The organism is Pseudoalteromonas sp. MMG010, assembly GCF_018100905.1.
Classification (GTDB): domain Bacteria; phylum Pseudomonadota; class Gammaproteobacteria; order Enterobacterales; family Alteromonadaceae; genus Pseudoalteromonas.
Genome location: NZ_JAGJEG010000005.1, coordinates 1 through 23,634, shown reverse-complemented (window position 1 = coordinate 23,634; position 23,634 = coordinate 1). Strand labels below are relative to the sequence as shown.

Annotated in this window: 19 protein-coding genes and 1 other RNA gene; 13 read left to right on the top strand and 7 right to left on the bottom strand. The window is 40.1% G+C overall.

The features are described 5' to 3' along the window. The first annotated feature begins 7 nt into the window (after window positions 1-7). Genes J8L70_RS07120 through lpxA form a run of 4 tightly spaced genes read left to right on the top strand, consistent with a single transcriptional unit; the run spans window position 8 to window position 2,809 of the window. A complete protein-coding gene (locus tag J8L70_RS07120; protein WP_211054848.1) occupies window positions 8-526 on the top strand; it encodes an OmpH family outer membrane protein in 519 nt (172 codons plus the stop codon). Window positions 527-533: 7 nt separating this feature from the next. Continuing rightward, the gene (lpxD, locus tag J8L70_RS07115; protein ID WP_211054847.1) at window positions 534-1,574 is read left to right on the top strand and encodes a UDP-3-O-(3-hydroxymyristoyl)glucosamine N-acyltransferase; all 1,041 of its coding nucleotides are present in this window, start codon (window positions 534-536) and stop codon (window positions 1,572-1,574) included. 10 nt (window positions 1,575-1,584) lie between these two features. Beyond that, window positions 1,585-2,037, top strand: a complete 453-nt coding sequence (gene fabZ, locus J8L70_RS07110) for a 3-hydroxyacyl-ACP dehydratase FabZ (protein ID WP_211054846.1) — start codon at window positions 1,585-1,587, stop codon at window positions 2,035-2,037. 1 nt (window position 2,038) lies between these two features. Further along, window positions 2,039-2,809, top strand: a complete 771-nt coding sequence (gene lpxA, locus J8L70_RS07105; RefSeq protein WP_211054845.1) for an acyl-ACP--UDP-N-acetylglucosamine O-acyltransferase — start codon at window positions 2,039-2,041, stop codon at window positions 2,807-2,809. Between the two features lie 155 nt (window positions 2,810-2,964). Here lpxA and cydC read toward each other — a convergent pair whose 3' ends face one another. From cydC to J8L70_RS07080, 5 genes are read right to left on the bottom strand one after another with little or no spacing between them, the layout of a single operon-like run. Beyond that, window positions 2,965-4,707, bottom strand: coding sequence for a thiol reductant ABC exporter subunit CydC (cydC, locus tag J8L70_RS07100; RefSeq protein ID WP_211054844.1), 1,743 nt, complete (start codon window positions 4,705-4,707; stop codon window positions 2,965-2,967). Then, window positions 4,700-6,472 carry a thiol reductant ABC exporter subunit CydD gene (gene cydD / locus J8L70_RS07095; protein WP_211054843.1) on the bottom strand — a complete coding sequence of 591 codons (1,773 nt, stop codon included), beginning with the start codon at window positions 6,470-6,472 and terminating at the stop codon, window positions 4,700-4,702. Before cydD ends, cydC begins: the two co-directional genes overlap by 8 nt. Beyond that, window positions 6,462-6,626 carry a cytochrome bd-I oxidase subunit CydX gene (cydX, locus tag J8L70_RS07090; RefSeq protein ID WP_211054842.1) on the bottom strand — a complete coding sequence of 55 codons (165 nt, stop codon included), beginning with the start codon at window positions 6,624-6,626 and terminating at the stop codon, window positions 6,462-6,464. The genes cydD and cydX overlap by 11 nt, the downstream gene beginning before the upstream one ends. 12 nt (window positions 6,627-6,638) lie before the next feature. After that, window positions 6,639-7,778 carry a cytochrome d ubiquinol oxidase subunit II gene (cydB, locus tag J8L70_RS07085; protein ID WP_247664731.1) on the bottom strand — a complete coding sequence of 380 codons (1,140 nt, stop codon included), beginning with the start codon at window positions 7,776-7,778 and terminating at the stop codon, window positions 6,639-6,641. Further along, window positions 7,775-9,358, bottom strand: a complete 1,584-nt coding sequence (locus tag J8L70_RS07080; protein WP_211054841.1) for a cytochrome ubiquinol oxidase subunit I — start codon at window positions 9,356-9,358, stop codon at window positions 7,775-7,777. Before J8L70_RS07080 ends, cydB begins: the two co-directional genes overlap by 4 nt. Window positions 9,359-9,634: 276 nt before the next feature. Between J8L70_RS07080 and lpxB the strand changes: the two genes are divergently transcribed. The 6 genes from lpxB to J8L70_RS07050 all read left to right on the top strand — a co-directional run bounded on the left by lpxB (window position 9,635) and on the right by J8L70_RS07050 (window position 17,631). Then, on the top strand, window positions 9,635-10,792 hold the full coding sequence (gene lpxB, locus J8L70_RS07075; protein ID WP_211054840.1) for a lipid-A-disaccharide synthase: 1,158 nt from the start codon (window positions 9,635-9,637) through the stop codon (window positions 10,790-10,792). Beyond that, window positions 10,782-11,384 carry a ribonuclease HII gene (gene rnhB / locus J8L70_RS07070; protein ID WP_211054839.1) on the top strand — a complete coding sequence of 201 codons (603 nt, stop codon included), beginning with the start codon at window positions 10,782-10,784 and terminating at the stop codon, window positions 11,382-11,384. The genes lpxB and rnhB overlap by 11 nt, the downstream gene beginning before the upstream one ends. A gap of 3 nt (window positions 11,385-11,387) precedes the next feature. Continuing rightward, a complete protein-coding gene (dnaE, locus tag J8L70_RS07065) occupies window positions 11,388-14,879 on the top strand; it encodes a DNA polymerase III subunit alpha (protein WP_211054838.1) in 3,492 nt (1,163 codons plus the stop codon). Window positions 14,880-14,895: 16 nt separating this feature from the next. Further along, window positions 14,896-15,852, top strand: a complete 957-nt coding sequence (gene accA, locus J8L70_RS07060; protein WP_211054837.1) for an acetyl-CoA carboxylase carboxyl transferase subunit alpha — start codon at window positions 14,896-14,898, stop codon at window positions 15,850-15,852. Window positions 15,853-15,979: 127 nt separating this feature from the next. Further along, window positions 15,980-17,287, top strand: a complete 1,308-nt coding sequence (gene tilS / locus J8L70_RS07055; RefSeq protein ID WP_211054836.1) for a tRNA lysidine(34) synthetase TilS — start codon at window positions 15,980-15,982, stop codon at window positions 17,285-17,287. Continuing rightward, window positions 17,275-17,631: a hypothetical protein gene (locus J8L70_RS07050; RefSeq protein WP_211054835.1), complete on the top strand. Its 357-nt coding sequence runs from the start codon at window positions 17,275-17,277 to the stop codon at window positions 17,629-17,631. Before tilS ends, J8L70_RS07050 begins: the two co-directional genes overlap by 13 nt. Before the next feature lie 21 nt (window positions 17,632-17,652). Here J8L70_RS07050 and J8L70_RS07045 read toward each other — a convergent pair whose 3' ends face one another. Beyond that, window positions 17,653-18,549, bottom strand: a complete 897-nt coding sequence (locus J8L70_RS07045; protein ID WP_211054834.1) for a GGDEF domain-containing protein — start codon at window positions 18,547-18,549, stop codon at window positions 17,653-17,655. A gap of 132 nt (window positions 18,550-18,681) precedes the next feature. On the opposite strand from J8L70_RS07045, the gene J8L70_RS07040 reads away from it, so the two are divergent. After that, window positions 18,682-20,655 (top strand): cation:proton antiporter, encoded by a 1,974-nt coding sequence (locus J8L70_RS07040; RefSeq protein WP_211054833.1) that lies wholly within the window; start codon window positions 18,682-18,684, stop codon window positions 20,653-20,655. Window positions 20,656-20,710: 55 nt separating this feature from the next. On the opposite strand, the gene J8L70_RS07035 is transcribed toward J8L70_RS07040, so the two are convergent. Continuing rightward, window positions 20,711-21,856: a patatin-like phospholipase family protein gene (locus J8L70_RS07035; protein WP_211054832.1), complete on the bottom strand. Its 1,146-nt coding sequence runs from the start codon at window positions 21,854-21,856 to the stop codon at window positions 20,711-20,713. Window positions 21,857-22,022: 166 nt separating this feature from the next. On the opposite strand from J8L70_RS07035, the gene J8L70_RS07030 reads away from it, so the two are divergent. Then, window positions 22,023-22,901 carry a DUF3014 domain-containing protein gene (locus J8L70_RS07030; RefSeq protein ID WP_211054831.1) on the top strand — a complete coding sequence of 293 codons (879 nt, stop codon included), beginning with the start codon at window positions 22,023-22,025 and terminating at the stop codon, window positions 22,899-22,901. A 150-nt stretch (window positions 22,902-23,051) separates the two neighbouring features. Beyond that, an RNA gene (ffs, locus tag J8L70_RS07025) (signal recognition particle sRNA small type) lies at window positions 23,052-23,148 on the top strand. The last annotated feature ends 486 nt before the right edge of the window (window positions 23,149-23,634 follow it).

The following is a 23,634-nucleotide window of genomic DNA, read 5'->3' as shown; positions in this document are numbered from 1 at the left end:
GTTTATTGTGAAAAAATTATTTAAATCAACAGCGGTAGCCGTTTTAGCAACACTTATGATGGGAACATCAGCAAGTGCATTAGCTCATAAAGTAGGCATTGTTGATATGCAACAAGTGTTTAAACAAATCCCGCAAACTAGACAAATCGAAACGTCGATGCAAACTGAGTTTGCTGAGCGTCGTCAAGAGCTTGATAAGCTGCAAGGCGATATTCGTTTTGAAACTGAAAAGTTTCAGCGTGAAAGCACAACTATGAGCCAAGCGCAAAAAGATGAATTAATTAAAAAAATTACAGGTATGCGCAAAAACTTAACCGATAAAGCAGCGCCACTTGAACAAGCAATGAAAGCTCGTCAACAAGAAGAAATCGGTAAAGTACAAACGTTAATTATTGATACGATCACTAAAATTGCAAAAGATGATGATTTTGATGAAGTAAAAACACGTGATGGTGTAATTTACTTTAATCCAAAAGAAGTGACTGATTTATCAGACAAAGTGATTGAACAAGTAAGTAAGAAATAAATTATTTATGCACATTTATACACTTTCGCAAATAGCGGAATATCTCGGCGCCGAGCTTCAAGGTGATGGCGCTGTAGAGATAACAAAAATAGCAACACTTGCAAATGCCCATACTGGGCATATTGCATTTTTAGCGAACAAGAAATATCGCCCGCAATTAGAAGCCACTAATGCCACCGCGGTTATTCTCAGTCCTAGTGACGCCCCTTATTATGAAGGTAATAAGGTCATCGTTGAAAATCCCTATGTAAGTTATGCCAAGCTTGCTCAAAAAATGGATACAACACCCCGTTCAGCAAAAGGGGCGATACACCCAAGCGCAGTGGTACACCCAAGTGCAATCATAAGCGACTCAGCCAGTATTGGGGCTAATGCGGTGATTGAAGCGGACGCTGTGATAGCAGAACAGGTACAGATTGGTCCGAACAGTTTTATCGGTGAACGTGTTAGAATAGGCGCGAAAACAAAATTATGGTCGAATGTGAGTATTTACCATGATGTTGAAATCGGTAGTCATTGTTTATTTCAAGCAAATTGTACCATTGGCAGTGATGGCTTTGGTTATGCAAATGAACAAGGCCAGTGGATTAAAATCCCACAACTAGGCTCAGTGTTAATTGGTGATAATGTTGAAGTTGGCGCAGGTGCAACTATAGACCGAGGCGCAATAGATAATACGGTTATCGAAAGTAACGTGATTTTAGATAACCAAGTTCATCTAGCCCACAATGTTGAAGTGGGTTTTGGCACTGCAATTGCGGGTTGTACAGTTGTTGCAGGAAGTACAACGATAGGTAAGTATTGTCAAATTGCAGGTTTGGTTGGAATAAATGGCCATATTAGTATTTGTGATGGCGTGATATTAACCGGTATGTCAATGGTCACTAAATCAATTACTGAGTCTGGTGTTTTTTCATCAGGTATGCCGCATTTAACAAATAAAGAATGGCGAAAATCAATTGCTCATTTACGTAATCTTACAGATATGAAAGATCGTATAAAAGCGCTTGAGCAATTAACCAAATCTATTAATGTTGAACAAAAATAAGGATGCTATTTTGGCAAATGAATTAAATAGCCTTGATATTCAAGAGATTTTAAGTCTATTACCGCATCGTTACCCGATGCTACTAATTGACCGTGTGATAGATTTCACACCTGGAGAATCTTTACATGCCATTAAAAATGTTTCAGTAAATGAACCTATTTTTACCGGACATTTTCCGCATCAACCTATTTTTCCTGGGGTATTAATCCTTGAAGCAATGGCACAAGCGACAGGATTATTAGGGTTTAAAACAGTTGAAAACCGTAGCGATAATGAACTCTATTTATTTGCAGCGGTAGACAATGCACGTTTTAAACAGCCTGTTGTTCCTGGTGATACAATGCATTTGCATGTAACATTTTTAAAAGAGCGCCGCAATATATGGAAGTTTGCTGCTGAAGCTAAAGTTGATGGCAAAGTCGTGTGTACTGCCGAAATAATGTGTGCGAGAAGAGAGTTTTAACGTGATCCATTCTACAGCGATAATCGAACCAGGCGCAAAGCTAGGCAATAACGTTTCAGTTGGGCCATATAGCTTTATAGGTAATGACGTAGTGATAGGTGATAATTGTATTATTGAATCACATGTCGTTATTAAGGGACCTTCAACTATTGGATCTGGTAATCATATTTTTCAGTTTGCCTCAGTGGGTGAAGCCTGCCAAGACAAAAAGTATAATAATGAACCGACTTCTTTGATCATTGGTGATAACAATGTGATTCGTGAATGTGCCACTATACACCGTGGTACGATCCAAGATGAAGGTGTTACTAAAATAGGCAGCAATAACCTATTTATGGCATATACCCATGTTGCTCATGATGCTGTGGTTGGTGATAACGTTATTTTTGCCAATAATGCCAGTGTAGCAGGGCATGTACATGTTGGTGATTGGGTTATTCTTGCTGGAAACTCAGGCATTCATCAGTTTTGTAAAATTGGTGCACATGCATTTGTTGGTATGTATTCAGCCATTAATAAAGATGTTCCTCCGTTTGTGACCACGATAGGGATCCCTGCGGGACCGGTTGCTATTAACACCGAAGGTATGAAACGTCGTGGTTTTGAAAGCGACGAAGTAATGGCTGTACGCCGTGCCTATAAAACAATTTATCGTAAGAGTTTGTCTGTAGATGAAGCAATGGCAGCGCTTGCTGAAGATGCTAAAACCTATCCAGCAGTACAAACAATGATCGATTTTGTGAAAAGTTCAGAGCGCGGTATTTTACGTTAATGTAGATGAGCGCTAAATAACCACCCAATGGCAACGTTGGGTGGTTTTTTTATGTTTAGGTTTTACTCGCTGATTGGGTTTGTAATAACTGCGCGGCATTTAATGCATTGCTCAATGTAAGGGATATTAAGCGCTATTATTATCTGTTAGCGTGATTAAAACTGGGTTGTGAGTGCGAGGTAATCATCAAATTTCTCACTCAGTTCTTGATGGCTACCCTGTGCTATTACGTGGCCGTTTTCTAGCCAAACAATATGATCCATGTGCCTTAGTAATGCGGGATCATGAGTTATCGTTAACACCGTCGCGTTGTTCATTACTTGCATAATAGCTTGCATAACACTTTGTTTGGACTGATTATCAAGTCCTTCAGTGGGTTCATCTAAAACAAGCACCGCAGGAGCCTTTAACAATGCCTGAGCCATTGCTATACGTCTTGATTGCCCTTGTGACACTTTACGTCCGGCGGTTCCTAAACGGGTATTTAATCCCTCGTCTAAGTTTTCAAACCAAGGTTGAAGTTGGGCCAAACTCAACGCATGTCGCATTTCATCATTTGTCGCTTTTGGGGCGCTATAGCGTAAGTTATCTTTAAGTGTGCCATCAAAAATATGATGCTGTTGGGCTAAAACATTAATAATATCTGCACGAGCATTATTGGTTAATGAATGTAACTGTGCAGTATTGGTTTCATCACTTATTAAAATTTGACCTTGTTGTAATGGCCACAACCCGGTGAGTAAATTCACCAAAGTTGTTTTACCACTGCCGCTTGTGCCAACCATTGCCACTTTTTGTTTTGGCTTTAAACTAAAGTTAACATTATCAACCGCAATTTGTTCATCATACTGATAGCGTATATTTTTAAGGTTAATTGTGATGTTATTTTTATCAAATGCAGTGTCTATTGTTTGCGTGTGATTGTGTTTACTTGCAAGCGCTTTATCTTCTAAAGAAAAAAGTCTTTGTGCGGCTTTAAGCACATTAGGAAGCTCTATAAATGCATTGGGAAGCTGTAATACGCTTTCAAAACTTGCTAAAACAAATAAACACAGCATAGCAAGCTCTACATTGACCATGCTATTTGTATACACAAGTGGGATAAGAGTAACCATACTTGCCAACATAGCTAGCTGCACAATGAGTAAACTTAAGCCATCAGCATTTGCCAATGCTTTATGACGAATAAAGAGCTGTTGGTTATATTGCTCGCTGAGGTTGTCGCATTTATTTAGTTGTTGGTTACGTGCCTGATAAATACTTAGCTCTCTTAAGCCTGTGAGAGTATCCGATAATTCTGCACGCAGCTGGGCGCTCAATTGGGTTTCTTTATGGCTATTTTTATTTAGCTTAATACTCAATAAAGCGGGAATAATAACCCCAATACAGAGGATCCCCATAAAACATATAAGCGCAACATTCGCATTATAAGCCGACATAAATAACATGATCACCGGCACGCTAAATAAAGCCACTAACATGGGTAATAGTATATTAAGGTAGAACTTATCAAGTGCATCTACATCATTTTGTAGGCGGTTAACTAAATCAGCGCTACGACTCATTGCCAAATCATGATTATTAAGCGCACTTAATGTGGCAAACATTTTTACTCTAATTTCACTTAATAATAAAAATGTAGCGTTATGTGTAACTAAACGCTCACCATAGCGAGAGGCAGTACGAACAATCGCTAAAAAACGAATGGTGCCAGCAGGAGTAAAGTAATTCATTTGCACCCCTGCAATACCGGCTGCGGCCATCGAAGCTAAAAACCAGCCCGATATAGCCAATAAACCCACATTGGCTAACACGGTTAAAGTTGCTAATAAAGTCCCCAGTAGCATCGCTTTATAATGCGTACGACATAGTTTTAATAGCCGAATAAAATTAGTCATTGTGTACTCTTTCTACTGATGAATTCAAAAGGGCTGTAAATGCACCATTTTGTTGTGCAAGTTGTGAGTATTTTCCTTGCTCAGTGATTTCACCATTGTGCATCACAATAATGTTATCGGCATGTTTTACCGTATTTAATCGATGCGCGATCACAAGAACTAAATTATTTTTAGCGTAAGCTTTAATGGCATTTTGGATCACATGCTCACTGTGGCTATCAAGGTGAGCCGTTGGCTCATCGAGCATAAGGATAGGGGCTTGCTTTAAAAATGCACGAGCCAATGCAATACGTTGTTTTTGGCCGCCAGAAAGCCCTTCACCTTGCTCTCCAATAAGTGTATTAAAGCCATTTTTAAGCGTGCTGATAAATTCGAGGGCACCCGCTTGCTGAGCTGCGTACTCTAGCTGTTGTTGAGTCGCTTCGGGGTCTGCAATTTTTAAATTATCACCGATACTTTGATAAAATAGCGTTGGTTTTTGTGGTATCCACGCAACACTATTTTGTAACTCTGATATGTTTTGGGCAGTTAAGGGCTGATCATTAATACTGATGCCGTTAATTGCTTGAGGATGAAAACCTAATAAGCAATCAAATAAGGTACTTTTACCTGAACCACTGGCCCCAACGATTGCAATTAAGCCTTTATCAGGAAGAGTGAGGTTGATATTTTTAATGCCTTCGTTGCTATTTGGATAAGTAAAGTTTAAGTCAGTTAGGGTAATACGATTTATGTTTTTGCTGTCGTTTAACGGTGCTTGTTGCTCTTGTGTATCAACAGAAGCATTTAAAATATCGACCATATCGGCGGCGGCACTAATGCCTTGTAATCGGGCATGATAATGGCTACCTAATTGACGAAGTGGTAAGTAAAATTCAGGCGCGAGAAGTAAAACAACAAAACCTGTCGCAAAATCAAGCGTACCAAAAAATAGCCTAAAGCCAATAATAACAGCCACCAAAGCCACGCTAATTGTCGCTAAAAACTCCAGTGCAAAAGACGATAAAAAAGCTATTTTTAAAACACTTAACGTTGCGTGTCTAAAATCGTCAGATATTTTGGCAATATGTTTAAGCTCGGTACGCGTTGCATTAAACAGTTTGAGTTGTGTAAGCCCTTGTACTCGGTCAAAAAAATAGTTGCTAAGCAAGGCTAGCTGCTGCCAGCGTTGTTGATTCAATGTTTCGGCTTTACTGCCAACCAAAATCATAAAAAATGGGATTAGCGGAGCCGTTAATAAAAAAATCAGTCCTGCTTTATAATCGGTTGGAAAAATAACCACTAAAATGGCAAGAGGGATCAGCGCGCTATAGGCTACCGCGGGTAAATATTTTGCGTAGTAATCATGTAAGGCTTCTACACCATCATGTAAAACGTTTAACGTTGCGCCTTGGCCATGTTTTTCTATGTAATGTGGCCCTAACATCATTAACTTCGATAACAAACTTTGTCGTAAAGCTGATTTTATTTTTAAGGCGGCATACGCACTAATACGCTCACTTAAGGCAATAAAAAGAGCTCTTAAAATGATAATGCCAGCAAGCGGCCAGAGTAAATAAGTTACCTGCTCTAAACGTTGATGTTCAAACATGACGTTATGGACTGCTTGTGCTAATAGGTAAGCTGCTGCAATCATTAAAATTGCATTACATGTACCTAAAGCAATACTAAGTTTTAACCACGTTGCGGCAGGTTGACTGTGTTGCTTTAAAAACGCGCGCAGTGATTGTTGCTGCGCGCGAGTTGGTCGGGATTTAATTGTCATCGTTCGGGGGGAGGTTATCGTTTAACAACGCGTGTACGGCTTTTTCATCATCAGCTATGCTGTTTTTGTTTTGATGAAATTCATACCACATTACATTGATAACCCCTAAGGTACAGGCTAATAACACCCCTAAAATCCAAGCGAAATACCACATAATTTAATCTCCTTAATAGCTGCCGTGTGTGTTTGTTTCAATTTCGTCAACTGTTACTCTGCGCCACATTTTAACGTAACACCAAGTGGTATAAGTTAATATAATTGGCAAAAATATAGCTACGGCAATAAACATGATGTTAAGTGTTTTATGGCTCGAAACGGCATCCCAAATGGTTAAGCTAATATCTGGGTTATTGCTTGAGGGCATAATAAATGGGAATAAAGACACACCTGCTGTCATAATAACGCCCACTAACATGAGGCTGGTTGAAATTAAGCTCAGCGCAGGTTTGTTTAATTTTGAAAACAATAAAGCAACTAGAGCCATTGCAAACCCTAATATTGGGAATGTCATCGTCCACGGACGTTCACTGTAGTTATTAAGCCATGCGCCTTGTGCCGTGCTAACAACTTTTGTAAGCGGATCGGCATGGCCTTGGGTATCACCCATAGACACGATTTGATAACCATTTAAATTAGCAACCCAAAACCCAGCTGCTGCAAAGAGTACTATAAATGCCATTAATGCATAGCGGCCATATTGCCCCGAACGCTCAGCGACTTTATCTGCAGTACGAAGTTGCAACCACATACCAGCATGACCCACCAACATAGCGATACTAATTAAACCAGCAAGCAGCGCAAATGGATTTAATAAAGCAAAAAACGAGCCTTGGTAGCTTACACGTAATAAGTTATCTATATTAAACGGCACCCCTAAAAATAAGTTACCAAATGCCACACCAAATACTAAAGCTGGAATAGCACTGCCAGCAAATATGCCCCAGTCCCAGTTATTGCGCCAGCGTGGAGAATCTATTTTTGAGCGATAATCAAAACCAAGAGGTCTAAAAAATAACGCAAAAAGCACCAGCATCATGGCAAAATAAAAGCCCGAAAAGGCAGCCGCATAAACCATAGGCCATGCGGCAAAGAGTGCGCCACCAGCGGTAATAAACCACACTTGGTTACCATCCCAATGGGCACCAATGGTATTAATTACTGTACGTCGTTCTGAATCGGTTTTTCCGACTAGGCGTAACAGCATAGCAACACCCATATCCATGCCATCGGTAATAGCAAAACCAATTAACAATACGCCAATGAGTAACCACCACAGCATTTTTAATGTTTCATAATCAAAAATCATAATTGCTCTCCTGCGCTATTATTTGCTTTATTTGGTAATTCAAAATGATACTTACCAGTGTGCAGTGAACTTGGCCCTTGCTTAATAAAGCGCACCATCAACCAACCTTCTACAATCGCTAATCCCGTGTAGAAAATAATAAACCCAGTTAAGCTAATTAAAATATCGTTTACCGTCAGTGACGAGGTTGCTAAAAACGTTGGCAGTATTTCAGAAATAGCCCAAGGTTGGCGGCCATATTCAGCAACTATCCAGCCAAACTCAATGGCTATCCAAGGCAATGGAATACTTAATACTGCAGCCCATAGTAACCAGCGTTTATTCTCGATAACGCGTTGAGCGTTGTAATAAAAAGCCAGTATAAATACCGCTAACATAGCCACACCACAGGCAACCATAATTCTAAACGACCAAAACATTGGGCCTACTTTAGGGAATGAATCTTTAACGGCTTTTTGTATCTGCTCTTCTGTCGCATCGACTACATTTTCGGTGTAGCGTTTAAGTAACAAGCCATAACCTAAATCGTCTTTTAAATTATTAAAACGGGCTATATTTTCGGGGGTATCTTCGCCATTTCTCAGTTTTTGCAAATACTCATAAGCAATCATCCCATTGCGAATGCGTACTTCGTGTTGTTTTTCTAAATCTGAAATACCGGTAACTTGTTCATCAAGAGAGCGCGTAGCTATCAGTCCTAATGCATAAGGTATTTTAACCGCGCCATGGGTTACTTGCTCTTCAGAATCGGGGAAACCAATTGCGGTAAATGCTGCAGGTGCAGGTTCGGTATGCCACTCAGCTTCAATGGTTGCCAGCTTCACTTTTTGTACTTCGCCTACCTCGTAGCCCGACTCATCACCAAGTAAGATCACACACAACACCGAAGCCAAACCAAAGCCTGATGCGACCGAAAATGAACGCTTAGCAAAAGCCAAATCGCGGCCTTTTAAGATGTACCAACTACTAATACCCAACACAAACATAGATGCTGCAACATAACCTGCAGAGACTGTGTGAATAAATTTAACTTGTGCAACAGGGTTAAATACAAGCTCAGCAAAACTGGTCATTTCCATGCGCATTGTTTGGTAATTAAATTCGGCTCCAACTGGGTTTTGCATCCAACCATTGGCAATTAGAATCCATAATGCCGACATATTTGTCCCTAGTGCCATCAAAAATGTGGCCCCTAAGTGCTGGCGTTTAGTGAGTCTATCCCAGCCTAAAAAGAACATACCAACAAAGGTTGATTCTAAAAAGAAGGCCATTAACCCTTCAATGGCCAGTGGCGCGCCAAACACATCACCTACGTAATGAGAGTAATACGACCAGTTTGTACCAAATTCAAATTCCATGGTTAGGCCTGTTGCCACACCAATAGCAAAGTTAATCCCAAACAACTTGCCCCAAAACTTAGTCATATCGCGATATATTTCACGGCCGGTCATAACATAAACCGATTCCATAATAACTAAAATCCAGGTCATACCTATTGTTAATGGCACAAATAGAAAGTGAAATAGGGCGGTAACAGCAAACTGTAATCGGGATAGATCGACAAAGGTTTCATCTATCATTGGTAGCTCCTAAAGGGGTGAATAAACTCATTTTATGATTAGCTTTTGTAATTAGCGAATTTTCAGTAATTACTGAAACTTTATGTATTATTTGTGTTTGCTCAAAATTTGTCAACTAAATTATTCATAAACAGTATGCTTAGATGTTCCTAAAATCAACTTGTTTGATTATGATTTAAGCTGTTAAAGATAAACCTACGCTAGCCGTTTAATCAAACACTAAAACACGTTAAACTACTTATTATGAATGCCTCGTTGATATATGAATAAAATCAAATGAACAAACAAAAAAAGCAACTACGTATCGGAATTGTTGCAGGCGAACTGTCGGGCGATATTTTAGGCGAAGGCCTAATAAAAGCATTGAAACAACATTACCCTGAAGCGATTTTTGAAGGCATCGCTGGGCCTAAAATGCAGGCCCAAGGCTGTAAAACGTTATATGACATGGATGAATTATCAGTCATGGGGTTAGTAGAAGTACTCGGGCGTTTACCGCGTTTACTTAAAATCCGTAAACAATTAGTACAGCATTTTATTGATAACCCACCCGATGTATTTATTGGTATTGATGCACCTGATTTTAACCTTCGGGTAGAAAAACCACTCAAAGATGCCGGTATCAAAACAATTCAATACGTAAGCCCATCGGTATGGGCATGGCGCGAAAAACGAATTCATACTATTAGTGCGGCAACCAATTTAGTATTAGCGTTATTACCTTTTGAAAAAGAATTTTACGACAAACATCAAGTACCCTGTACGTTTGTCGGGCACACCTTGGCAGATGATATTGCCCTTGAGCTTGACGACAGCAAAGCCAGAGCCGCTTTGGGATTGAATACACAAGATAAAGTACTTGCATTACTGCCCGGTAGCCGTGGATCTGAAGTGGGTTTATTAAGCGATACTTATATTCGCACAGCGCAGCAACTACAAATACAAAATCCGGCCCTTAAAGTCATTGTGCCTTTAGTAAACGAAAAACGCAGAGCACAATTTGAAGCTATTTTAGCAACCAGTGCGCCATCGTTAAATGTGATATTACTTGATGGCCAATCGAAAGAGGCAATGCAAGCTGCTGATGCAATTTTATTAGCATCGGGTACAGCCACCTTAGAAGGAATGCTTTATAAAAAACCCATGGTGGTGGGCTATAAAATTAAAGCCATGAGTTACTGGATATTTAAAACTTTTTTCACTTTTAATATTAAGTATTTTTCATTGCCTAATTTACTGGCCGATGAGCCACTTATCCCCGAATTTTTGCAACACGAGTGTAATGTAGACAACCTCACAGCGGCATTAACTCCAATGTTAAATACTGATAATGCCCAATTAAAGGCAAAATTTTTAGCCATGCACAAAAATATTAGACTAAATGCCAGTGAGCAGGCAGCTGCGGCTGTTGCGGAGTTATTAAATGCAAATTGAACGACCTAATTTAACCGCCATTGCGGGTGTTGATGAAGTAGGACGCGGCCCGCTTGTGGGTGATGTAGTGACCGCCGCAGTGATTTTAGATCCTAAAAAGCCCATTGCAGGCTTAGCTGATTCGAAAAAATTAACAGATAAAAAACGCCAAGCATTAGCCATTGAAATAAAAGAAAAAGCATTGTGTTATGCGTATGGCCGTTGCAGCCCAGTAGAAATCGATGAGCTTAATATTTTACAGGCCACTATGCTTGCTATGAGTCGAGCAGTCGAGGCGCTATCAATTACACCTGAGTTTGTGTTTGTTGATGGTAACCGTTTACCTAAATTAACAATGCCAGCGCAAGCGGTGGTTAAAGGCGATAGCTTAGTCGCTGAAATTTCAGCCGCATCAATTTTAGCTAAAGTCGCTCGCGATGATGAAATGTTAGCCCTTGATGCACGCTATCCACAATATGGTTTTGCTGGGCATAAAGGCTACCCGACTAAAGCTCACTTTGCGGCTCTTGAGCAGTATGGCGCTATTGACGAGCACCGAAAAAGCTTTAAACCGGTTCAGCGTGTATTGTTAAACGCTAAGGGCGGGGCGTAAATTATGGCTGCTCCAGAATTTGTGCATTTAAGGGTACACTCTGATTTTTCGATGGTTGATGGCTTAGCGAAAACAAAGCCCATTGTAGCCAAAGCACAAGAACTTGAATTACCAGCTTTAGCAATAACCGATCAGATGAATTTATGTGGTTTAGTACGCTTTTATGGGGCTGCGCATAATGCGGGGATTAAACCAATTGTTGGGGCTGATTTTTGGTTGCGTAGTCCAGAGTTTGAAAGCGAACCGTGTCGAATTACCATTTTAGCCAAAGACAACTTAGGGTATAAAAACCTCACCTTACTTATTTCAAAAGCGTATCAACGGGGGCATGTTTTTCATCGTCCCGTTATAGACCGTCAATGGTTAGTTGAATTAAAAGCAGGGCTTATTATTTTATCGGGCGCAAAAGACGGCGACCTAGGTAAAGCATTATTAAAAGGTAACCCAGGTGTTATTGAGTCGGTTGTTAGTTTTTATAAACAGCATTTTAGCGATAATTATTATATTGAATTAGTACGAACAGAGCGCCCACTTGAGGAGGATTACCTTCATTTAGCGGTAGAGCTTGCATCTAATGAACAACTTCCCGTGGTTGCCACCAACGAAGTGGTTTTTTTAAAGCCCGAAAACTTTGAAGCTCACGAAATTCGAGTGGCTATTTTTGATGGCTATACCTTAGATGATAAACGCCGCCCAAAACGTTTCTCGCAAGAGCAGTATTTAAAAACCCCAGAACAAATGGCGCAGTTATTTAGCGATATTCCTGAGGCATTGCAAAATACAGTAGAAATAGCAAAACGGTGTAATGTAACCGTTGAGCTAGGCAAGTACTTTTTACCCGATTACCCAACCGGCTCGCTTAAAATTGAAGACTTTTTAGTTAAAGTCTCAGAGGATGGCCTTGAAGAACGGTTGTTATTTTTATTTCCAGATGAACAAGAGCGCCAAGAAAAACGCGTTGAATACGACGAACGCTTAAAAATAGAGTTAGATGTAATCAACCAAATGGGATTCCCAGGTTACTTCTTAATCGTTATGGAGTTTATTCAATGGAGTAAAGATAATAACATTCCTGTCGGACCCGGACGGGGTTCAGGTGCAGGTTCATTGGTGGCATATGCACTTAAAATCACCGACCTAGATCCACTTGAGTTTGATTTACTGTTTGAGCGATTTTTGAATCCAGAGCGGGTATCAATGCCCGATTTTGATGTCGATTTTTGTATGGACAGACGTGATGAAGTTATTGATCATGTATCGGCTTTATATGGCCGTGATGCCGTGTCGCAAATTATTACTTTTGGCACCATGGCGGCAAAAGCGGTAATTCGTGATGTAGGGCGTGTACTGGGCCACCCGTATGGATTTGTTGACCGTATTTCTAAGATGATCCCTGGCGATCCGGGGATGACGCTGGCCAAAGCATTTGATGTAGAGCCTCGATTACAAGAAGCTTACGATGGTGATAACGAAGTAAAAGACCTTATCGACATGTGTCGTATTTTAGAAGGTTGTACTCGTAACGCCGGTAAGCATGCTGGTGGGGTGGTTATATCACCCACCACCATTACCGACTTTGCTGCTTTGTATTGCGACGACGAAGGTAAATTTCCGGTTACTCAGTTTGATAAAAACGATGTAGAAACGGCCGGATTGGTAAAATTTGACTTCTTAGGTTTGCGTACCCTCACGATATTACAGTGGGCGGTTGATATGACCAACGAGCGAATGGCCCGTGAAGGCAAAGAGCCTGTCGATATCAATACCATTCCACTGGATGATAAAAAAAGTATTGAGTTATTATTACGCGCCGAAACCACTGCGGTTTTCCAGCTAGAGTCGCGTGGTATGAAAGACCTAGTTAGGCGCTTAAAACCCGATTGCTTTGAAGATATGATTGCCCTAGTGGCGTTATTTAGACCCGGCCCACTGCAATCGGGCATGGTAGATAACTTTATCGACAGAAAGTTAGGGCGAGAAGAAATATCTTACCCCGATGCTCAGTATCAACACGAAAGCTTGAAACCGATTCTTGATCCCACTTACGGCATTATTTTATATCAAGAACAAGTAATGCAAATAGCGCAGGTGTTAGCTGGTTATACCTTAGGCGGCGCCGATATGCTTCGCCGTGCAATGGGTAAGAAAAAGCCCGAAGAAATGGCCAAGCAACGATCTACCTTTGAAGATGGCGCCAGAGACAACGGCATTGATGGCGAACTCGCTATTAAAATTTTCGACTTAGTAGAAAAATTTGCCGGCTATGGTTTTAACAAATCTCACTCGGCTGCATATGCCCTCGTTTCGTATCAAACCTTATGGATGAAAACCCATCATCCTGCAGAATTTATGGCGGCAGTAATGTCGGCCGATATGGACAATACCGATAAAATTGTAACCTTGGTTGATGAATGTGAAAACATGAAACTGACCTTGTTACCCCCCGATGTAAATGCCGGTGAATATAAGTTTACTGTTAATCTTCAAGGGGAAATTGTATACGGTATTGGCGCGATTAAAGGGGTGGGTGAAGCCCCTGTTGATGCTATTTTAGAAGCCCGTGCTCAAGGTGGCGAATTTAAAGATTTATTTGATTTTTGTGCTCGTGTTGATTTAAAACGCCTAAATAAACGCGTAACCGAAAAACTTATTTACGCCGGTGCGCTTGATAAACTCGGACCAGATAAAACTCAACCCGGGCGTGCCACATTGCTAGCAAGTTTAAAAGATGCAATGCGTGCGGCAGATCAGCATAAAAAAGCAGAATCGTTAGGCCAAGCTGATTTATTTGGTTTGTTAGCCACGGAGTCAGATGAAGTTGAACAGGCTTTTATTACGGCAACGCCACTGACCGATAATCAATGGCTTGATGGTGAAAAAGACACATTAGGGTTATATTTAACGGGCCATCCAATAAACCAGTATCGCCGTGAACTTAAGCATTATACCAGTGGAAAAATTGTTGATTTACAACCCACTAACCGTGATGTGTTTGCCACCGCAGCGGGTTTAGTTATTTCTGCTAGAGTATTAGTGAATAAAAAAGGCAACCGTTGGGGCTTAATAACTTTAGATGACAAGAGCGCCCGTATTGATGTACGCTTGTATTCAGACGAGTTTGAAAAGTACCAAGATATGCTGCAAGTTAATAATATCTTGGTGATATCTGGACAGGTCAGCTTTGATAACTTCACTGGGGGTATTACAATGACCGCCAGAGAAGTTAATACCATTGCTCAGGCGCGTGAAAAGCGTATTAAAGCGATAAAAATGACCCTGAACATGGTACAGATCGAAGCTGGATTTTTCGAAAAATTACAAAAAGTACTCGAACCTTATAAAATGGGAACGTGTCCAATCCAAGTGTTTTATCAGCGTCCAGATGCGTTGGTACAATTAACATTAGGGATTGAATGGTGTGTTACGCCAAGTGATGACTTAATACATAAGCTATCACTGATGGCGGCGCAAGATGTAGAACTAGAATTTAACTGATTAGGTAGTTTAGAGCATGAGCCTCAATTATCTTGATTTTGAGCTTCCAATTGCAGAATTAGAAGTAAAAATTGAAGAATTACAAAATGTTAGTCGCGCTGGTGAATTAGACCTAGGTTTAGAAGAAGAAGTTAGCCGACTAAAAGAAAAAAGCGCACAATTAAAGCAGAAAATATTTTCTGAGTTAGGTGCTTGGCAAGTATCGCAGTTAGCGCGTCATCCGTTGCGTCCTTATACTCGAGATTACATCGAGCGTATTTTTACGGAATTTGACGAATTTGCTGGCGATCGTACATTTGCAAACGACCCTGCAATTTTAGGTGGTGTTGCGCGTTTTGAAGGCCAACCTGTTATGGTTATCGGTCAGCAAAAAGGGCGCGATACAGCTGAAAAAATTAAACGTAATTTTGGTATGCCAAAACCTGAAGGCTACCGTAAAGCACTGCGTTTAATGGAAATGGCCGAGCGTTTTAAAATGCCTATTATGACTTTTATTGACACCCCAGGTGCCTATCCTGGTGTTGGTGCCGAAGAGCGTGGCCAATCAGAGGCCATTGCGCGTAACTTAAAAGTGATGGCTGCACTTAAAGTGCCTACCATTTGTACCGTTATTGGTGAAGGTGGATCGGGCGGTGCATTAGCCATTGGTGTTGGCGACAGAGTAAATATGTTGCAATACAGCACGTACTCGGTTATTTCACCAGAAGGCTGTGCATCTATTTTGTGGAAAAGTGCTGATAAAGCCCCATTGGCTGCTGAGGCCATGGGGGTTACCGCTGAACGTGTTAAAGAGCTAGATTTAATTAACAATTTAGTTGATGAACCACTTGGTGGCGCGCACCGTAATTACGATGCAATGGCACGTAATTTAAAAACACGTTTAAAGCGTGATCTCGATGAGCTGCAAGCTTTATCACTAGATGACATGCTAGAGCAACGTTACCAGCGTTTAATGTCGTTTGGTTACTGCTAAAACGATAGGCTGCTAACTTTTTAAGTTCAAGCAAGTCGTATTAAATATAAAAAAAGCCGCTAATGCGGCTTTTTTACTTTAGAATAGGGCACTTCATCGGTTTTTATTGATTTTTATATGGTAAAAAATGCATTCCACCACGATTTTTAAACAAGTTACACTCACATTAAACCCCTTGATAAAGGCTGACAATACACATTTTACTGTGGCGTTATCAGGTGGGGTTGATTCGGTTGTATTATTGCATTTGGTTCATGCATTGAGTAAACAAGATGAACGCGTGAGTGTATCGGCTATCTATGTTAATCATGGTTTAAGTGAGTATGCACAGCAGTGGCAAGATTTTTGTGCACAGTTATGTGCAAAGTTATCGGTGTCTTTTCAGTTTGCTTGCGTTGATATTTTACCGCAGAGTCGTACCAGTTTAGAAGCCCAAGCGCGTGATGCACGCTATACTGCACTGGATAATTTAGCAGCTAAAAACAGCATTATTTTATTAGGTCAGCATGTAAACGATCAGCTTGAAACGTTTTTATTACGACTTAAAAGAGGCTCTGGTTTAAAGGGGCTTGGGGCAATGCATCAAACAAGACGCTTACCCAGTGGCCGTGTGTGTTTTAGGCCTTTACTTAATATAAAGCGCAGCGATATCGAACAATTTGCAGATAAATTTGCAATTAGTTACATAACCGATGATTCAAATAGCGATGAGCAGTTTGACCGTAACTTTTTACGCGCCAGTGTCGTGCCGCTACTTAGTGAGCGTTTTCAAGGTTTTGAGCATTGTGTAGCACGTAGTGTTAACTTATTACAGCAACAACAAGCATTGCTTGACGAGTATACACAAACAGATTTAATACAATGTTTAAATCCCGATAAAGCGCTGAATATTCAATCATTTAAACAGTTTAGTGATATTCGTATTGCTAACGTAGTGCGTGCTTGGATTGCACTGTTTAGCCAAACCATGCCTTCTCAAAAACAGTTATCGCAATTGATTCAACAAGCATTAAACGCAAAAGCAGATGCTCAACTTGTAATTGAATTTTCCCAAGGGCAAATACGTCGTCATCAAGGGGCTTTATATTTTGTGAGCAACTTAACGATAATGAATGATAGCGAAATAAATAGTCATCGGGTTTGCTTAAATGATGGGCGAATATTAACACTTCAGCAAGGCCCGGGTGTTAGACAAGCAACTGAAAATGAGCAAATAAGCGTGCGCTTTAATTGCAATGCAGCGCGAATACAACCGCTAAATAAACCCGGTAGTAATACACTTAAACACTGGTTTAAGGATGCAAAAGTTGCGCCTTGGTTACGCGCTCAAATCCCATTAATATTTTATAACGATGAATTGGTACAAGTAGTGGGTTACTTTATAAGTGAAAAACACAAAGATGAAAATGGAGTGTATTGGCAATGCAACAATTAAAAAATGAGCCACATGTTGGCTTATCATTGGTAAATTATGCCCCAGTGGCAGTACTTGTAAATATTTTAATTGCGGGTTTAGCCAATGCGTTACTTGAGTTGAATATAACCACCTTAATATATGCGTTAGTGGGTGGGGGGTTTTGTGGCGCAAGTTTGTTAGCGTATTGGTTAGGCAAAGGCGGCGTATTTTTTGTTGTAGGCGTGAGCATTCCATTGTTAGTGGTGTTGTTGACACCGTTAACGAATTTAGCTGCCTTAATTAACTTGGTCAGTGGGTTTTTCTTGGGCTTTTTTATTTTGCTGGTGGGCTTTAAATTGCTTTCTAAAGTAAAAAAAACCTAGCTGGGGCTAGGTTTTTATTATTTAAAACGCTTTAGCGCAATTGCGTCCAGCGGCTTTTGCTTTGTATAAACCGGTGTCGGCCCGAGAGAAAATGGCATTCTCGTTATCTTTGTTAGTCGCTAGCGTATAACCAATACTGGTGGTGACATGATGTTTTGCCATTAATTTAGAGCACTTAACCGATTTCATTATCCGCTGTGCGATCACTTGATTAGTGGTAAATTTAGGATCTTCAATTAAAATAGCAAATTCGTCGCCACCAAATCTGAAAACCGAGTCGGTTCCTCTAATACTTGAGTTAAGTAAGTTTGAAAATGTTTGTAACATTTCGTCACCCACTTTATGGCCATAGTTGTCATTAACCCGTTTAAAGTTATCTAAGTCTAATAGCATTAAGCTAAAAGGACGATTGAAGCGATGACAGTTTTCTATTTTTTGCTTTAAAATTTCATTAAATTGACTGCGATTATTTAAACCCGTTAAGGCATCTTTAGTGGCAAGCTTTAGCATTCGGCTGTACATTAAAGCATTACGCAATGGGTATAAAAGCGCGTTATGTAATTGTAATAACTTATCTTCTATAGCATCACTTAAAGGGTACTTACTAAAGTATGTAAGTTGACCTAAATACTCGCCAGCAATGTGTAAATCAAATGAATAAGGTGTTTGCTTTAAATCACTCTCTGACGTTGAGTTAACCCCAATATTTGATTTAAATTGCACGCCCGAAAAATTCAGTAATTGTTTAGCATAACCCACGTATATAGCTAATACATCTTCAATAATTAAACTGGTCTGTAATTCGCTTACTAATTTATGAACTGATTCAGGTTCGTTATTTCGAAACTGCTCTGCCGAAAACGGCAAAAATTCGCCACGAGCAGATATGCGTTGCGTCAATATATGGACATTTTCCATTAAATTCTCCCCCAGGAGTGTTACTTTAATTGTTATAAGCTATTTTTATGCCACATTTTAAAACTGGTCGAAAAACATAAGGTTGCTATAGTTAATTTATAAACAAATAAAAAATGGCAAGGGAGATAGGCATTGCAAGGCATGAATGTTCAATTTTTTGGCTTATTAATCGCTGCGGTATTATTTGTATGGGTTTTTAAGCGTATTGGTTTACCCCCCATTTTAGCGTATTTAGCAACCGGCGTATTAGCTGGAGGCCACGGTGTCGGTTGGTTAACACAATCAAACGATATGGCGCTAATAGCTGAACTTGGCATTGTTTTTTTATTGTTTAGTTTAGGTTTAGAGTTTTCGGTTTCGCGCTTAATGGCAATGCGCAACTTAGTGTTTGGTTTAGGGTCGCTGCAAGTCATTATCACTGCAATTGTGGTGATAGTATTGCTAGGCTGCTTAGGGTTTTCACTATTAAATGCATTTACCATTGCCGTAATTGTAACGTTATCGTCTACGGCGGTAGTGGTTAAATTACTCAAAGAAAATGCGCAGCTAAATCAGCGCCGAGGCCAATTAGCAATTGGTGTATTGTTATTTCAAGATATTGCAGTTGTCCCACTGTTAATTATATTGCCTTTATTGGCAAACAGTGATGTGCAAGGAATTGGTTGGGCGTTAGTAAGCGCGTTATCAAAAGGCGCGTTTGTGTGTGTATTACTGTGGGCAATTGGTAAATGGATTTTACCAAAAGTATTTAATGAAATAGCCCAAGTGCGTACCGACGAGCTATTTGTTTTAACAACCCTTTTAGTCGCTTTACTTGCGGGCGGGCTTACTCATGCATTTGGTTTATCAATGGCGTTGGGCGCTTTTTTAGCGGGGATGATGTTAGGAGAAAGCCATTATCGCCACCAACTAGAAGCGGATATTAGGCCATTTCGCGACATATTAATGGGCTTGTTCTTTGTTACTGTAGGCATGCAGCTCAATATACAGTTTGTGGTACTTAATTCACTCTGGATTATTGTTGCATTAGTTGCAGTGTTTAGCGTTAAAATTGGTATTGTTACTATTTGCGCTCGGCTTATGGGCGAGCGCAAGCAAGATGCGATAGCCTGCGCTATTATGCTATGGCAAATGGGAGAGTTTGGCTTTGTACTTATTGCCTTGGCTGGGCAGCATCAATTACTTAGCTCTGAACAAGGTTCGTTTTTAATTGCCTTAGGTGTGCTTTCGATGGCACTTACCCCTGCGCTAATAGACAAAACGCCTTTTATTTTAAAACATTTAGGCATGTTAAATTCGCCTCATTTACAGCAGCCTAATCCCGTTAACGTTAGTCCTTTATATACAAACCATGTCGTGATTTGTGGGTTTTCTCGCGTAGGGCAAACCATTGCGCGATTTTTAAAAACCGAAATGATTGAATATGTTGCCGCTGAAAGTAACCCCTTATTAGTACAAGAAGGAATAAACGCCGGTGAACCCGTTATTTTTGGTCATGTAAAACAAAGCGATATTTTAAAAACGCTTGGGGTTGAGCGTGCTCGTTTAGTGATTATTACATTTACCGAATTTGAGCAAACCCAAGTGGTCATTAATGCTATTAAACATATTGCGCCCGAGGTGAAAATATTACTTCGTAGTAAAGACGATACACAATTAGCGCGTTTAAGAGAGCTTGGTGTAACCGAGGTTGTACCCGAAACCCTTGAAGCGAGTTTAATGTTGGTATCGCATGTGTTGTCGATGTCGGGCGTGCCCATGAGCCGAATCATTAGACGTGTCAGTAATGAGCGAAACAACAGATACCCATTACTACAAAGCTTTTACGCAGGTGAGCAGGTTGATACTGAAGATTTAAACTCAGATGGCTTAAAGTACTTACATTTAGTGGCATTACCAGAGCTTGCATTTGCCGTTAATAAAAGCATTTATGAGCTAAATATTATGCAATATAAAGTACAGATAAAAGCGCTGCGTAGGCAAGGGCGCGAAATTGACGCCCCTTCATCGCAAACCGTTTTATTAGCAAACGATATTTTGGTGTTACAGGGTAAACCAAGGCGTATAGAAAAACTTGAGCACTACTTGCTCGATGGCATTAACTAAAAGATAAAGCGCATAATAGTAGCCACTTTATACCCCATCGCCAGTTAAATTTAGTTTAATCTAAATCTAAAAACTGCCGCATTTGTGGTAGTTTTTTTAGTCCATCTTCGTAGCCTATTTTTATAAGATGCTGAGTGTAGCGTTGCTCAAATAATAAATAGCTAGTTAAGCTTGATTGTGAGTGTTTTTTTACCCCAATCATACGTAATAATACTTTAATGGCCCACGGCATATCGCTGTAATATTGCGCCGCAATGGCATTAAAGTTTTGCGAAGGGTTGATTATGCACGTTTGGATTTGTTTTAACTCTTGATGTTTATCGCGAGCGGGTAACAACCCCAATGTACGGTTTACACGTTCTAGTCGCTCTAAGTCGGCTTGCATGGTATCGGTAAATACGCTGTCGAGTAAATGCCCCGCAATCGAAGAAAGTCCTGGGTAATGAGGAGAGTAGCCTGGCGGATGAAGCTCTTTGGGTTGCTCAACACCAATAATTAATATTTTTTCTGCGCCTAAATGAATAGCGGGGCTTAGCGGCGATAACTGATGAATAGACCCATCGCCAAAATAGTGGTTTTGCACATTTACGCTTGGGAACACCATAGGAATAGCGCTGGATGCCATTAAGTGCTCTACATTTATTTTAGTTGCTTTACCTTCGCGTTTAGCTCGTTGCCATGGTGTTTGAGTATTCGACTGAAAAAAGGCGACCGAATCGCCGGTCGTATAACTTGAAGCCGTAATAGATATAGCATCTAAAAACTGTCGATGTAAGTTACGCTCAATCCCTTGTAGCTCTAATATATTTTGCAGTAACCCCCTAAGAGGACTGTTATTTAATAAGCTAGCAGGAGGGTGGTTAATATGCTCTGATTGAAAACTGGTTAAAATATTACGCGCAATATGGCTAAATACACTGACAAAATCACTTTTATATACCATTGAGGTAGAAAAGTTTTTCCAAACGTTTTCGAGTTTTCTTACCGCTAAATGGGCACAAGAGGCATAACAAGCTAACCCGGCCGAATTGATAGCGCCGGCTGAAGTACCGTTAATAATACGAAAAGGCAAAGGGGCGGTTCTTGGCATACTATGCGCTAATGCTTTGAGTACACCAACTTGATACGCCGCACGCGCGCCACCTCCTGTTAGCAATAATGCAATTTTAGGTTTGTTTGGATCAATTTTTTTTATTTTCATATTAACAGTAACAGTTCTACAGCTTTACTTTATTTATGCACTGTAAGTCTTTAAGCTAGAAGAATCAAAGGATACCTTGGCAGCTTGGCCCTTTTTTGTTAAAAATGAATTTTCTCCACTTAGTACACTCTAAGTGATTATCTATCTTCAATTGTATGGAGTTTATATGTCTGATAAATCAGATGGGTTAGACACTCAAGATAAATCTAAAAAGAACCTAATTTTTGCCGTTATTGTTTTAATCGTACTTGCTGCGGTTGTGGTTTTTATATTGTTTAAACCTACCGAGCCTGAACCCGTAAGACAACCCGCACATGTAACAGCACAAAAGAGCGTTAACGAATATAAACCCGCACCGGTTGCTGAGCCTGAGCCAATAAAAGAGCCTGAGCAAGTCAATGAGGAACCAAAGGTTAATGTACCACCTAAACCCATTGAAAAAGCGCCAGAACCCGTTGTAAATCCTTTACCAACACTTGATGAAAGCGACAGTAACGTTTATGCAAAAATAAATGAGTATTTACCAGACACCGCCATGAGCTTATTAGTTAACGACGACATGATCCGCCGTGGTGTTGTATATATTGATAATTTAGCCCAAGGTAAATTAGCAAAAAAGCATAACCCTATAGTGCAACCAGAAGAAAGCTTTAGTGTACGCGAAGGTGAAATACTCACAATTGATCCAAACAGTTATGAGCGTTATACCCCTTATGTAAAAATATTTACAAGCATGAGCAGCGCTCAAATTGTGCGTTTATACAATGAGTACACACCGTTAATTAACGAAGCATACAGCGAAATTGGCTACGGCGAAAATGAGTTTAATAACACATTAATCGATGCCATAGACCTACTATTAGATACACCCGAGCCAAAAGGAGCACTGCCTTTATTACGTGATTCGGTGACATACCAGTACGCTTTTTCAGAGTGGGAACTTTTACCCGATGCGCAAAAGCAGCTATTGCGCACAGGCCCCGAAAATATGAAACAAATAAAATCGGTACTCATGCGCGTAAAACAAGAATTAGAAAAACAATAATTCACCGTAAATAACGTAAAAGTCATAAAAAACCAGTGCGATTGTATATGAAACATGCAATCGCACTTTCTTTTTAGATTAGCCCTTGAATAACGTAGCAAAAGTAGGGATAATCTCTCCCGCGCCAACCAAGGCCCTCAATGGTAGTCTTATTGGTCCTCTCGCAACACTAGCAGGCGAACCTGGTCAGGCCCGGAAGGGAGCAGCCACAGTTTGTGACGTGTGTGCCGAGATGTGGCTGGTAAGACTGCCACCCAAATTCCTCATTTGGGTGATATAAATTTTCCTTTTAAAATCATGTAAATTATCAATACACCCTTTTTATTGAAAAATAATTTAAAGCGTTTGCATCGCAGCAATAATTTTCAGCCCCTCACAGATCCTCAGGTAAATTTTATAAGGGGGTTATGAGCCCGAAACAGCCAATTAAAATGATGATGTATGAAGTAAAATTTGACCCCATTCACTTTAAACCCACTCACTTTAAACCCATGAGCTTTTGGATGCCCCATAGAGTTAAAACATATAACGAAACTTCCAGTATAAATATGCTTTAAAGTACTTTTAGCATAGCGCTTTAGGTACATTCCTTCTAAAAACGATAGTTACAACAGGTCCCAAGTTTGCTAGACACCCACCATAGTTTGCTAGACACCCACTAAGTTACATTGTAACTTCTAATAAGAGGTGTTTTATGAGCAAAGGCAAACGTTATACCCAAGAGTTTAAAGAA

Bases quoted from the DNA above. Each gene is read 5' to 3' on its own strand.
- rnhB (WP_211054839.1), top strand. From the start codon at position 10,782: ATGCAAATTGAACGACCTAATTTAACCGCCATTGCGGGTGTTGATGAA.
- lpxB (WP_211054840.1), top strand. From the start codon at position 9,635: ATGAACAAACAAAAAAAGCAACTACGTATCGGAATTGTTGCAGGCGAA.
- dnaE (WP_211054838.1), top strand. From the start codon at position 11,388: ATGGCTGCTCCAGAATTTGTGCATTTAAGGGTACACTCTGATTTTTCG.
- J8L70_RS07080 (WP_211054841.1), bottom strand. From the start codon at position 9,358: ATGATAGATGAAACCTTTGTCGATCTATCCCGATTACAGTTTGCTGTT.
- cydX (WP_211054842.1), bottom strand. From the start codon at position 6,626: ATGTGGTATTTCGCTTGGATTTTAGGGGTGTTATTAGCCTGTACCTTA.
- J8L70_RS07035 (WP_211054832.1), bottom strand. From the start codon at position 21,856: ATGAAAATAAAAAAAATTGATCCAAACAAACCTAAAATTGCATTATTG.
- J8L70_RS07030 (WP_211054831.1), top strand. From the start codon at position 22,023: ATGTCTGATAAATCAGATGGGTTAGACACTCAAGATAAATCTAAAAAG.
- J8L70_RS07050 (WP_211054835.1), top strand. From the start codon at position 17,275: ATGCAACAATTAAAAAATGAGCCACATGTTGGCTTATCATTGGTAAAT.
- lpxD (WP_211054847.1), top strand. From the start codon at position 534: ATGCACATTTATACACTTTCGCAAATAGCGGAATATCTCGGCGCCGAG.
- cydC (WP_211054844.1), bottom strand. From the start codon at position 4,707: ATGACTAATTTTATTCGGCTATTAAAACTATGTCGTACGCATTATAAA.
- accA (WP_211054837.1), top strand. From the start codon at position 14,896: ATGAGCCTCAATTATCTTGATTTTGAGCTTCCAATTGCAGAATTAGAA.
- cydB (WP_247664731.1), bottom strand. From the start codon at position 7,778: ATGATTTTTGATTATGAAACATTAAAAATGCTGTGGTGGTTACTCATT.
- cydD (WP_211054843.1), bottom strand. From the start codon at position 6,472: ATGACAATTAAATCCCGACCAACTCGCGCGCAGCAACAATCACTGCGC.
- J8L70_RS07045 (WP_211054834.1), bottom strand. From the start codon at position 18,549: ATGGAAAATGTCCATATATTGACGCAACGCATATCTGCTCGTGGCGAA.
- tilS (WP_211054836.1), top strand. From the start codon at position 15,980: ATGCATTCCACCACGATTTTTAAACAAGTTACACTCACATTAAACCCC.